The sequence below is a fragment of the Pseudomonas sp. 13B_2.1_Bac1 genome, assembly GCF_025466155.1.
Taxonomy (GTDB): domain Bacteria; phylum Pseudomonadota; class Gammaproteobacteria; order Pseudomonadales; family Pseudomonadaceae; genus Aquipseudomonas; species Aquipseudomonas aylmerensis.
Map to the genome: position 1 here is coordinate 23,898 of NZ_JANLOH010000010.1, position 11,972 is coordinate 35,869.

General features: G+C 63.2%; 14 protein-coding genes. All 14 read right to left on the minus strand.

Features of this window, described 5'->3' with window-relative positions; all coding sequences use genetic code 11:
* Window positions 1–5: 5 nt before the first annotated feature.
* Window positions 6–710: a phosphonate metabolism transcriptional regulator PhnF gene (gene phnF, locus NTD80_RS02330; protein WP_162946071.1), complete on the minus strand. Its 705-nt coding sequence runs from the start codon at window positions 708–710 to the stop codon at window positions 6–8.
* Window positions 711–746: 36 nt separating this feature from the next.
* Window positions 747–1,529: a phosphonate ABC transporter, permease protein PhnE gene (gene phnE / locus NTD80_RS02335; RefSeq protein ID WP_262131999.1), complete on the minus strand. Its 783-nt coding sequence runs from the start codon at window positions 1,527–1,529 to the stop codon at window positions 747–749.
* 148 nt (window positions 1,530–1,677) lie between these two features.
* Window positions 1,678–2,679, minus strand: coding sequence for a phosphonate ABC transporter substrate-binding protein (phnD, locus tag NTD80_RS02340; protein ID WP_065901633.1), 1,002 nt, complete (start codon window positions 2,677–2,679; stop codon window positions 1,678–1,680).
* Window positions 2,680–2,711: 32 nt separating this feature from the next.
* A complete protein-coding gene (gene phnC, locus NTD80_RS02345; protein ID WP_065901634.1) occupies window positions 2,712–3,545 on the minus strand; it encodes a phosphonate ABC transporter ATP-binding protein in 834 nt (277 codons plus the stop codon).
* Between the two features lie 1,049 nt (window positions 3,546–4,594).
* Window positions 4,595–4,990, minus strand: a complete 396-nt coding sequence (locus NTD80_RS02350; protein WP_065901637.1) for a hypothetical protein — start codon at window positions 4,988–4,990, stop codon at window positions 4,595–4,597.
* Between the two features lie 15 nt (window positions 4,991–5,005).
* Window positions 5,006–6,190, minus strand: coding sequence for a c-type cytochrome biogenesis protein CcmI (gene ccmI, locus NTD80_RS02355; RefSeq protein ID WP_065901639.1), 1,185 nt, complete (start codon window positions 6,188–6,190; stop codon window positions 5,006–5,008).
* Window positions 6,183–6,656, minus strand: coding sequence for a cytochrome c-type biogenesis protein (locus NTD80_RS02360; protein WP_012723038.1), 474 nt, complete (start codon window positions 6,654–6,656; stop codon window positions 6,183–6,185). The genes ccmI and NTD80_RS02360 overlap by 8 nt, the downstream gene beginning before the upstream one ends.
* On the minus strand, window positions 6,653–7,189 hold the full coding sequence (locus NTD80_RS02365) for a DsbE family thiol:disulfide interchange protein (protein WP_262132003.1): 537 nt from the start codon (window positions 7,187–7,189) through the stop codon (window positions 6,653–6,655). Before NTD80_RS02365 ends, NTD80_RS02360 begins: the two co-directional genes overlap by 4 nt.
* Window positions 7,186–9,174 (minus strand): heme lyase CcmF/NrfE family subunit, encoded by a 1,989-nt coding sequence (locus NTD80_RS02370; RefSeq protein ID WP_262132004.1) that lies wholly within the window; start codon window positions 9,172–9,174, stop codon window positions 7,186–7,188. The genes NTD80_RS02365 and NTD80_RS02370 overlap by 4 nt, the downstream gene beginning before the upstream one ends.
* Window positions 9,175–9,177: 3 nt before the next feature.
* Entirely contained in the window at window positions 9,178–9,633 is a 456-nt protein-coding gene (gene ccmE / locus NTD80_RS02375) for a cytochrome c maturation protein CcmE (RefSeq protein ID WP_065901643.1), read from the minus strand.
* Window positions 9,630–9,806, minus strand: a complete 177-nt coding sequence (ccmD, locus tag NTD80_RS02380; RefSeq protein ID WP_003172771.1) for a heme exporter protein CcmD — start codon at window positions 9,804–9,806, stop codon at window positions 9,630–9,632. The genes ccmE and ccmD overlap by 4 nt, the downstream gene beginning before the upstream one ends.
* A complete protein-coding gene (locus NTD80_RS02385; RefSeq protein WP_106804719.1) occupies window positions 9,803–10,558 on the minus strand; it encodes a heme ABC transporter permease in 756 nt (251 codons plus the stop codon). The genes ccmD and NTD80_RS02385 overlap by 4 nt, the downstream gene beginning before the upstream one ends.
* 86 nt (window positions 10,559–10,644) lie before the next feature.
* Window positions 10,645–11,313: a heme exporter protein CcmB gene (gene ccmB, locus NTD80_RS02390; protein ID WP_017734375.1), complete on the minus strand. Its 669-nt coding sequence runs from the start codon at window positions 11,311–11,313 to the stop codon at window positions 10,645–10,647.
* Window positions 11,310–11,945 (minus strand): cytochrome c biogenesis heme-transporting ATPase CcmA, encoded by a 636-nt coding sequence (gene ccmA / locus NTD80_RS02395; RefSeq protein ID WP_065901648.1) that lies wholly within the window; start codon window positions 11,943–11,945, stop codon window positions 11,310–11,312. Before ccmA ends, ccmB begins: the two co-directional genes overlap by 4 nt.
* Window positions 11,946–11,972: the final 27 nt, after the last annotated feature.

Below are 11,972 nucleotides of genomic sequence, written 5' to 3' on the forward strand. Positions count from 1 at the left end.
CTCCATCAAGTCACCACTTGGTACTGGAAGCGATCCGAACGGCTGGTGGACTGCGCCAGCTCCACCGGGCGGCCGTCGCGATCGCAGGAAAGGGTAAACACGGTGAGGGCCGGCAAATGCCGGGGCATCAGCAGCAGCGCGGCTTCATCGCGGTTGGGCAAGCGCGCACCGATCAGGCTTTGGGTGCGCGTCAGCGGCAGGTCACGCTCACGCAGGTACTGGCGCAACGAGCCGCCGGTGTAGTCGGCCAGCAACGGCGCGCGGCTGGCGCAGTAGCGATGGCGGATCAGGCTGACGGGCTGGTGGTCGAGTTTGCGCAGGGTTTGCAGCTCGATCATCGGCGCCATTTCGGCGATGCCCAGGTGCCCGGCTTCCTCGCGGCTGGCGTAGCAGTAGCGGCGTTTGAGCAGCACCGCCTCGACACCGACACCCTGGGCCGACAAGGATTGGCTGTAGGAGGTCTCGGCGCCCATCGAGTAGATCAGCGGCCGGTCGAGCACCTGGGTGCCCTTGCCCTGGCGGCGCAACAGGCTGCCCTCGAACACCAGCTCATCGATGGCGCGGCGCAGGGTGTGGCGGTTGACGCCGAAGCGTTCCGCCATGTGCACCTCGCCGGGGAGGAAGTCGCCGGCTTGGTAGCTGCTCAGTTCACGGCGCAGGATGTCCGCGAGTTCGCGGTACACCGGCTCTTCTTGTCTAGACAACTGCATGCTTAAAAAAAGCGCCGCGCGGGCACCCCTCCAAGGTCAGATGAACTGCTTGCGCAGGCGTTGGGACAGCACGTCGATCAGGCTCACCACCACGATGATCACCAGCAGCACCGCGCAGGTTTGTACTAACTGGAAAGCGCGGATGTTTTCCCAGAGGATCACACCGATCCCGCCGGCACCGACCATGCCCACCACCGTGGCTGACCGCACGTTGGCTTCGAAGCGGTACAACGCGTAGCTCACCCACAGCGGCATGACCTGCGGGATCACGCCGTAGATGACTTCCTGCAAGGCACTCGCGCCCGTGGCTCGCACGCCTTCCACCGGGCCCGGGTCGATGGCCTCGACGGCTTCGGCAAACAGCTTGGCGAGTACGCCGGTGGTGCTGATCCACAGCGCCAGGACACCGGCGAAGGGGCCGAGGCCGACGGCAACCACGAACAACATCGCGAACACCATTTCATTGATCGAGCGGAAGGCATCCATGACCCGGCGCAGCGGCTGGTGGACCCACCAGGGGGTGATGTTGTCGGCACACAGGATGCCCAGCGGCACTGAGCAGACGATGGCCAACACCGTGCCCCAGAGGGCGATTTGCACGGTGACGATCATCTCCTTGAGGTAGGAGCGCCATTCGTGGAAGTCCGGCGGGAAGAAGTCCGCGGCGAAGGTCGCCATGTTTCCGGAGTCGCGGTACAGCGCCAGCGGGTTCATTTCCGCGCCGTGCCAGGCCCAGGCCAGCAGGACCAGGAACAGGCTCCAGCCGAGGTATTGCGGCCAGGTCCTTTTGCCAACCGCTTCAGCGTGCAAAGTCGTCATGGGTCACTCTCGGTATAAGGTTGGAACCTGCTTAATGTGGGAGCGGGCTTGCTCGCGAATGCGGTAAATCAGTCGCCGGATGCGTTGAATGACACACCGTATTCGCGGTCAAGCCCACTCCCACCTAGAGCCCGGTTCCTACAGGGGGTTAGCCGTTGGCTGCGGTTTTCTTGTCCAGCTCGCTGATGCGCTGCTGCAACTTGGCCAGGTCGGCGTCGATGTCCGCCAGCTTCTTGGCTTTGTCAGCGGCCTCGAGGTGATCGTCAGCGCTGATCGTGGTGCGCTGCTTGAACAGCTCCAGCTGGCGGATCGGCAACAGTTGGTCGTCGTTGGAGGCGAGGAACTTGCCCAGCTGCATGTTTTTCAGCACGGCCTTCTCTTCATCGGTGTCGCCGTAGTGGGCGAAGAAATCGCGGATCTTGGTTTTCTCGCTGTCGCTCAGCGCCTTGCTCCACACCATCGGGTCGGCCGGGATCAGCGGCGACTTCCAGATCACCTTGAGCATCGCGGCCTTGTCCGGCTGGGTGACTTCCAGACGGTCCCAGCTTTCGGTGTTGAAGGTGGCGACGTCCAACTGGCCCTTGGCCACGCTCAGCGCGTTGACTTCATGGCTGGAGTTCAGCGTGCGCTTGAAGGCGGTGGCGGCGTCGACGTGGTTCTTGGCGAACACGTAGTAGCCCGGCACCAGGTAGCCCGAGGTCGAGTTCGGATCACCGTTGCCGAAGGTCAGGTTCTTGGCGTTCTTGAGCATGTCGTCGACGTTGTTGATCGGGCTGTCCTTGCGCACGATCAGCACGCTCCAGTAACCGGCGGCGCCGTTGGCGGCGGCGGTCTGGGCGAAGATCTCGCCGTTGGAGCGGTCTACCGCTTCCATCGCGGCCTTGTTGCCGAGCCAGGCCACGTCGACCTTGTTGAACCGCATGCCCTGGATCAGGCCGGCGTAGTCGGAGGCGAAGGTGGCGTTGATGGTCAGGCCGGTCTTCTTGTGCATGTCATCCAGGAAGGGCTGCCAGATGCTCTTGAGGTTCTGCGAAGACTCGGTGGACATGATGCCGAAGTTGATGGCTTTGTCCGCCGCGTAGGCATTGCCCATCGCGGCACTCGCCAGTAACGCGGCAGACAGAAACACGTGGCCGATACGGTTCAACATGGACGGGATTCCTGTGGGTCGTGAGTAGGGTTTCAAGCGCGCGCCAGGGCCAGCCGAGGGGTCACCTCGGTGCGGCGGGTCTGGTCGGAAAACATCAGGCTGGTGTCGACGTCGGCACCGTACAAATCATTCAGGAACTGGCTGCTCATCGCGCTGCCCTGCCCGTCGAAGTGAATGCGCCCGCCTTTGAGCGCCACGGCGCGGGGGCAATAACGCATGGCGTAATCGACTTGATGCAGGGTCACGACGACGGTCTTGCCGTCGCGGCGGTTGATGTCGGCGAGGATCTCCATGACCTTGCGCGCCGACTCCGGGTCGAGCGAGGCGATCGGTTCATCGGCAAGAATCACCTCGGCACGCTGGGTCAATGCCCGGGCAATCGCCACGCGCTGCTGCTGGCCGCCGGACAAGGTGGACGCGCGTTGCGCAGCCAGGTCGGCCAGGCCCACTCGAGCCAGGGACTCGAGCGCAAAGGCCTTCTCCTCGGCATTGAACAACCCGAGGTTGCCGCGCCAGCGCGGCATGCGGCCCAGGCAACCGAGCAGCACGTTGTCGAGCACGCTCAGGCGATTGACCAGATTGAACTGCTGGAAGATGTAGCCGATGTCCGCGCGCAACCGCCGTACCTTGCCGTTCAACCGTCCACTGGCCTGCACCTCCCGGCCCAACACCTTGACGCTGCCGCCGTTGCTCTTGTCGCAACACGCCAGGCCCGCCAGGTGGCGCAACAAGGTGGACTTGCCGGAACCGGAAGCGCCAATCAGCGCGACCATCTCACCGGCGGCAATGGTGAGTTCGAGGTCGACCAATGCGGATTTCTTCGCAAAGGTCTTGTTCAAGTGATCGACATGGATAGCGTGAGTCATGGGCTTCTCTGTCTTGTTTGAACAGCCAATGGATGGCTGCGGTTGAGTTCAAACGACAGTAGGCCTGGGCTGTGTCAGCCCTATGACTTGCACATGACTGCAGGGGGTCGGTTGGATGAAGGTTTTGTGAAAGGTTGGATGCGACCCTGCGTGGTCTTATTGTGGCGAGCAGGCTTGCCCTGCGCAGCAGCCCCAATAAGACCACCGCGTTTATTCAGGCAGAACGCGTCGTCAGGTTTCAGGGCCGCTTCGCAGCCCAACGCAGGGCAAGCCTGCTCGCCACAACCTGTCCGCTGCTTCTAGGAACTGTCCTACAACCCGTGTGGGGTGCGGTTGCTATAACGCACCGTTAGCCTCTCGCAGTCGCTGCTCATCTCAGCGATCAGGCTTGGTCGCCTGGGTTAGAGGGGCGCACAGTGCCGCGCAAGCGGCATTATTGTGTTCGCGTTATGGCGAGCTGTGCGTGGGAGGGCTCAGGCCCTGCCGGGTTTCCATTCCCTGGTCGACCAACCTGCGTATAGCTCGCCCCCCGTCTGCTTGGTCGCGGATGGGGTGCAGATGGTTGAGATTGCGCAGTTGTTGGTAGATCAAGCGCTGAATCGGGAGCGCCCCGTGACCTGATGACTGAGGCGATCTATGTGGGAGCTGGCTTGCGATGGCGGTATAGCCGCAATTGATTCGTCACCTGACACACCGCCATCGCGGGCAAGCCCGCTCCCACAGGGGATCCGGGTATGGCTTGGGCTCCTGGGTGTACGCAGATCAAATGTGGGAGCTGGCTTGCCTGCGATGGCGGTATAGCTGCAATTGATTCGGCACCTGACACACCGCCATCGCGGGCAAGCCCGCTCCCACAGGGGATCCGGGTATGGCTTGGGCTCCTGGGTGTACGCAGATCAAATGTGGGAGCTGGCTTGCCTGCGATGGCGGTATAGCCGCAATTGATTCGTCACCTGACACACCGCCATCGCGGGCAAGCCCGGCTCCCACAGGCGACTGCATTTCAAGTCAGGCATAAAAAAGGCGACCTTTTAAAGGTCGCCTGTTTGTCACTGCGCGTACTGCTTGCTCAATCCCGGCGGCACGCCCTGGACATTGGTTTCTTCCCATGGCCCGTTCGGGCTGATGGAGCGGCTCCAGCCGTTGCTCCAGCGGTAATACGTGCGCTGGCGGTAGAAGGTATCGGGCTGCTCCTCCAGCACATACACCTGCATCTTGCCGTCCCAGTGACTGGCGGCGCCGGGCGGTGGGGCGAAGGTTGGCGATGAGGTGGGCACGGGTTTCGGCGGCGGGGTCACCGGGCCGGATGGTTTGGTGCTCGGCTGGGTCGACGGGCCCGACGGTGGGATGGTCGGGCCGGTCGGCGCGGGAGGTGGGCGGTGGACCGCACAAGCGCTCAGGCCCAATACCAGGCTGAGCAAGGTGATGCGTGCAAATGCGGTCATAGGCGTTTCCTCGATTTACTGGTCCGGACTGTCGATGGTCAGCTGCTGCAGGGCAGTGGTGGTGCTGGCCAAGGGTTGGCTGCGGCCGATCCACTCGCCAGCGGTTGGAAGACCTGCCCGGGATATGCGCGCAACCAGTTGGACTTCGGGGAAGTTGGACAGTTTCAACTGCGGCATCATCGCGTCCGCATCGCCCAGTTCGACGGTGATCGGCAGGTCGGCGACGGTGACGCGCTTGGCGGCCAACGGCGCCGGCGGGCCACTGACGGCGCGAGCAAAAATGAACACGGTGTCGGTTGGCAGGGCTTTGGCTTTCACCTCGGCCGCCAGGTCCACGCGGACTTTCATCCCGGTTTTCTGCGCGACGGTACCGCCGCTTTCCTTGAGTTTCTCCGCAGCCCGATCAATACCGCCTTGCAACGCCGCACGGGAATTGTCTTGCGGTGGCAGTTGCGCCAACAGACGATTCCAGTAGTCGATTGCCTCTTGATAACGCTGGCCTTCAAAGGCCGCGATCCCGAGCAGGCCAAGGCTGGTGACTTCCTTCGGGTCGAGCTTCAAGGCTTCGTCCGTCAGCGCCTGGACCTTGGGCGACCACTGTTTGTTGTCGGCGAAGTACTGCGCCTGGGCCCACTGGCCGAGCAGTTCCGGCTGGCGCCCGGCCAAGGCCACGGTGCGCTCGAAGACCTTCGCGGCATCGGCGGCGCGATCCTGGGCCATGTAGGCGCGACCGAGGAAGTACAGGCCTTCCGGCGAGTCCGGCTGGGCAGCGGCGGCACGTTCCAGGCGGCGGGTCATGTCTTCCATGGACACCGGCGGCTGGGAGAATTCGCGGGTCAGCTCAACCTTGTCGCTGGCGCCATAATGCAGGTACAGCGCAACGCCGAGGACAGGCACCAAAAATGCCGCCAACAATGGCAGCGGCTTGCCCAGGCGCGATTCACGCGGTTTTTCCACGCCTTCGGTGTCGGCCAGCAACTCGCGGGCGGCTTCGGCGCGGCCGGTGTCGAGTTGCGCGGCGTTGAGCACGCCTTCGTCCTGCTGCACCTGCAGCTCGGCGACGCGTTCCTGGTACAGCGCCACATTCAGCGCGGTGCGATCCTCTTCACGTTGGGCGCGGCGGCCGCGCAGTACCGGAATCAACAGAAAACTCAGGGCAATCAGAAGCAGCAAGCCGGCTGCGAGCCAGAAATCAATCATCAGTCTTGGTGTCCAGCAATTGGTCGAGACGTTTACGCTCTTCAGGGGACAGCGCATCAGAGCCATCGGTCGGCGCAGCGCGGCGGCGGCGCACGATCACGGCCATCACCACCACGCCAGCCAGCAGCAGCCCGGCGGGGCCGAACCACAGCAACGCGGTCTTGCCGGTAAGGGCCGGTTTGTAGCGCACGAAATCACCGTAGCGGTCGACCATGAAGTCGATGATCTGCTGGTTGTCCTTGCCCTCCCCCAGCATGCGGAAGATCTCCTTGCGCAAGTCGGCGGCGATCGGTGCGTTGGAGTCGGCGATGTCCTGGTTCTGGCACTTGGGGCAGCGCAGTTCCTTGGTCAGCTCGCGAAAACGTTCGCGGTCACCGTCCTTGGCGAATTCATAAGTATCGATGGCCGCGTGGGCCACGCCGACCAAGCCCAGCGCCAGGACGGCAGCCGCTAACAGGCGCTTCATGGCTTGGCCTCATCGACCAGCGCCTGGTACTTGGCCGCGAGTTGTTCACGCCAGACCACCTCGTCGATCACGCCGACGTACTTGTCGCGGATCACGCCCTTGGCATCGATGAAAAAGGTTTCCGGAGCGCCGTACACGCCAAGGTTCAAACCGAGGTTACCGTCTTCATCGCGGATATCCAGCTGGTACGGGTTGTGAAACTCCGCCAGCCACTTCAAGGCCGCCGCATTGTCGTCCTTGTAGTTGATGCCGTAGATCACCACGCCTTTCTCGGCCAGCTTGTTCAGCACCGGGTGTTCGACACGGCACGAGATGCACCAGGTGCCCCACACGTTGACCAGCGCCGGTTTGCCCAGCAGGTCAGCCTGGGTCAGGGTCTTTTCGCCCTGCACCGTCGGCAGGCTGAAGGCCGGGAACTGTTTGCCGATCATCGCCGAGGGCAGCTCGGCCGGGTCCAGGTACAAGCCGCGATACAGGAACACGGCCACCACCAGGAAGGCCGCCAGCGGTAAAACCATCAACCAACGCTTCATGCCGCCGCTCCCTGCAGGCCGAGGGCTTCACGCACCCGGCTCTTGACCTTGACCCGATAACGCCGATCCAACGCGGCCAGCAAACCACCAAAACCGGTGAGCAAACCGCCGAACCAGATCCAGCGTACAAAGGGTTTCACGTGCACTCGCACCGCCCAGGCGCCATCACCCAGCGATTCACCCAACGCCACGTAGAGATCGCGGGTGAAACCGGCGTCGATGCCGGCTTCAGTCATCATCGAACTCTGCACGGTGTACAGGCGTTTTTCCGGATGCAGCACCGCCACTTCCTTGCCGTTACGGACGACGCGCACCGTGCCTTTGTCCGACGTGAAGTTCGGCCCTTCGAAGTGCTTGGCGCCTTCGAAGATGAAGTGGTAACCGGCCAGGTCCATGGACTCGCCCGGCGCCAGGCGCAGGTCGCGCTCGGCGCTGTTCTGGCTGGACAGCACCACGCCGAGCGCGCACACGGCGATGCCGATGTGCGCGACCTGCATGCCCCAGTAGCTGCGGGTCAATGTCGGCAAGCCTTTGATCAAGCCTTTGTGGCGGGTCTTGTCGACGATGTCGCGCGCACCGGCGAGCAATACCCAGGCGGCGAGCAGGAAGGTCGCAAGTACCGCCCAGTTGAAGTCGCCATAGGCAATACCGGCGATCACTGCCAGGGCCACACTGCCGAGCAGCACCGGCATCAGCATGCCCGCCAGCCATTTCACCGGAGTGTCTTTCCAGCGCACCAGCACGCCGACGGCCATCACCACCATCAACAGGCCCATCAACGGAATGAACAACGCGTTGAAGTACGGCGGGCCCACGGACAACTTGGCACCGCTCAACGCATCCAGCACCAGCGGATACAAGGTGCCGAGCAGGATCATCGACGCGGCCACCACCAGTACCAGGTTATTGCCCAGCAACAGGGTTTCGCGCGACCACAGGTTGAAGCCGACCTGGCTCTTGACCACCGGGGCACGCAAAGCAAACAGCGTCAGCGAGCCGCCGACCACGAACAGCAGGAAGATCAGGATGAATACGCCGCGCTCAGGGTCGGACGCAAACGCGTGCACCGACGTCAGCACGCCCGAACGCACGAGGAAAGTGCCAAGCAGGCTGAGGGAAAATGCCGCGATGGCCAGCAGTACGGTCCAGCTCTTGAACACGCCGCGTTTTTCGGTGACCGCCAGCGAGTGAATCAGCGCGGTGCCGACCAGCCATGGCATGAACGAGGCGTTTTCCACCGGGTCCCAGAACCACCAGCCACCCCAGCCGAGTTCGTAGTAGGCCCACCATGAGCCCAAGGTGATGCCAATCCCGAGGAAGGCCCAGGCGACGATGGTCCACGGCCGCGACCAGCGCGCCCAGGCGGCATCGAGGCGCCCACCGAGCAAGGCGGCGATGGCGAACGCGAAGGCCACCGAAAAACCCACGTACCCCATGTAGAGCATCGGCGGGTGCACGATCAGGCCAATGTCCTGCAGCAATGGGTTGAGGTCATGCCCGTCCACCGGGATCTGCGGCAGGATGCGGCTGAATGGGTTGGACGTCATGATCAGGAACAGCAGGAAGCCGATGCTGATCATGCCCATCACTGCCAGTACGCGCGCCAGCATGACTTGCGGCAGTTGGCGCGAGAACACCGACACCGCGAAGGTCCAGCCGCCGAGGATCAGCGCCCACAACAGCAACGAGCCTTCGTGGGCACCCCACACGGCGCTGAACTTGTAGTACCAAGGCAGCGCGCTGTTGGAGTTGTTCGCCACATAGGCGACGGAAAAATCGTCGGTCATGAACGCATAGGTCAGGCAACCGAACGCGAACAGCAAAAAGGCAAACTGCCCCCAGGCCGCCGGTTGCGCCAGGCTCATCCACAGGCGGTCGCCGCGCCAGGCGCCGAGCAACGGCACCACGGCCTGGACGATGGCAAAGCACAGGGCGAGGATCATCGCCAGTTGGCCCAGCTCCGGAATAAACAGTGCGGACGTCATCACTTAGCCCTCCTTGGCGGGGGTTGGCGCGGGTTGACCGCTGTCCTTGAGGGCCTTGGTGACCTCGGGCGGCATGTATTTCTCATCGTGCTTGGCCAGCACTTCATCGGCCACCACCACGCCCTCGGCGTTGAGCTTGCCCAGGGCGACGATGCCCTGGCCTTCGCGGAACAGGTCCGGGAGGATGCCGCGGTAGGTGATGGTCACGGCCTTGTTGAAGTCGGTGACCACGAAGGTCACGTCGAGGGAGTCTCCGGAACGCTTGAGCGAGCCCTTCTCCACCATGCCGCCGGCGCGAATGCGCGTATCCACCGGCGCTTCGCCATTGGCGATCTGGGTCGGGGTATAGAACAGGTTGATGTTCTGCTGCAGGGCGCTCAGGGCCAGGGTCACGGCAATGCCGACGCCGGCCAGGATGGCAAGGATGATCAACAGACGCTTTCTACGCAGCGGATTCACTTTTCGGTCTCCCGGCGCAGACGACGCGCCTCTTGTTGCAGGTAACGCTTGCGGGCCAGGATCGGCGCGGCGACGTTGAGGGCCAGCACCGCCAGGCAGATGCCATAGGCCGTCCAGACATACAGGCCGTGATGGCCCATGGCGAGAAAATCACTGAAAGATGCAAAGCTCATCCACGCGCTCCCAGGCTGGTTTGCACTTCGGCCTTGACCCAACTGGTGCGGGCTTCACGCTTGAGCACTTCAAGGCGCATGCGCAGCAACAGCACGGCGCCGAAGAAACAGTAGAACCCCAGCACCATCAGCAGCAGCGGCGCCCACATCTCCACCGGCATGGCCGGTTTTTCGGTGAGGGTGAAGGTGGCGCCCTGGTGCAGGGTGTTCCACCACTCCACCGAGTACTTGATGATCGGGATGTTGATCACGCCGACAATCGCCAGCACCGCGCAGGCCTTGGCGGCGCTGTCACGATTGCTGATCGCGTTGCCCAGGGCAATCAGACCGAAGTACAGGAACAGCAGGATCAACATCGACGTTAGTCGCGCATCCCACACCCACCACGAGCCCCAGGTGGGTTTGCCCCAGATCGCGCCGGTCACCAGCGCCACGGCGGTCATCCACGCGCCGATGGGCGCAGCGCATTGCAGGGCCACATCCGCAAGTTTCATCTTCCACACCAGGCCGACGACGCCGCACACGGCCAGCATCACGTAGCAGGACTGGGCAAGCATCGCGGCGGGCACGTGGATATATATGATGCGAAAGCTGTTGCCTTGCTGGTAGTCCGGCGGCGCGAAGGCCAGGCCCCAGACCAGGCCGATGCCGATCAGCAATACGGCGAAGACGCTCAACCACGGCAGCAGCTTGCCGCTGATGCCGTAGAACCATTTGGGCGAGCCGAGCTTGTGAAACCAGGTCCAGTTCATTGCTGTTTCCATCACGGTGGCCTCCCGTCATTGCGGGAGGCTCAGGGTCTTTACTGGCCAAGGCTAAAACGCTTGGCCAGACCTCATTATTCGCCGACGCTGATCTTCAGGCCAGCCGCTATAGCAAAGGGTGTCAGGGTTACCGCCAGGGCGGTCAGGCTGCCAAGCCACAGGAGGTAACCGGTCGCCGGCATGCCCATGAGCGCGGCCTGCAAGGCGCCGCTACCGAGGATCAACACCGGGATGTACAAAGGCAGAATCAACAGGGCGAGCAACAGGCCACCCCGTTTCAAACCGACGGTCAACGCTGCACCCACGGCCCCCAACAGGCTGAGTACCGGCGTGCCGAGCAACAGGCTCAGGAGCAGGATCGGCAGGCACTCGGTGGGCAACCCGAGCATCATCGCCAGCAGCGGCGAGAGCAAGACTAGCGCCAAGCCGGAAAAAGCCCAGTGTGCCAGTACCTTCGCCAGTACCAGAAGTGGCAGGGGGTGCGACGAAAGGACCCACTGTTCGAGGGAGCCGTCTTCGAAATCACTGCGAAACAGCCCGTCCAGCGAGAGCAGGACCGACAATAGCGCTGCCACCCACACCAGTCCCGGGGACAAGGTTTGCAACAGTTTAGTCTCGGGGCCGACCGCCAGCGGGAACAAGGCGATCACGATGGCAAAGAACACCAACGGGTTGGCCAACTCCGCCGGGCGACGGCACAACAGCCGCGCTTCGCGGGCGACCAACAGGGCAAACACGCTCATGCCGACCACCGGCCCAGGTCCAGGTCGCGGTAACCGGCGGGCATGCGCGTGAGGTTATGGTGGGTGGTGAGTACGACCAGGCCGCCCTGCTCGCAATGTCGCGCCAGGTGCTCTTCCAACTGGGCAACGCCTTGTTTGTCGAGGGCGGTGAAGGGTTCGTCGAGAATCCACAGCGGCGGGCCGGGCAGATACAGGCGCGCCAGGGCCACGCGGCGCTGCTGGCCGGCGGACAGGGTGTGACAGGGAACGTCTTCAAAGCCCTTGAGGCCGACAGCCGCCAGGGCCTGCCAGATGGCGTCGCGCGCGGCCGGATGATGCAGGGCGCTGAGCCAGCTGAGGTTTTCTTCAGGCGTCAGCACATCCTTGATGCCGGCGGCGTGGCCGATCCAGACAAGATTGCGGGCAAGCTCGGTGCGTTGTTCATTGAGGGGTTTGCCGTTGAGGCGTACAACGCCGGCCGTCGGCTGCATCAACCCGGCCAGCAGGCGAAGCAGACTGGTCTTGCCGCTGCCGTTGGGGCCGCTGATCTGCACCATGTCGCCGCCCGTCAGCCGCAGTTCGAGGTGTTCGAACAGCAGGCGCAGGTCGCGTTCACAGGCAAGCGCTACGGCTTCAAGAAGAGGGCTGGTCAAGAGATCGCGGGCCTTTACGGTTCAAGT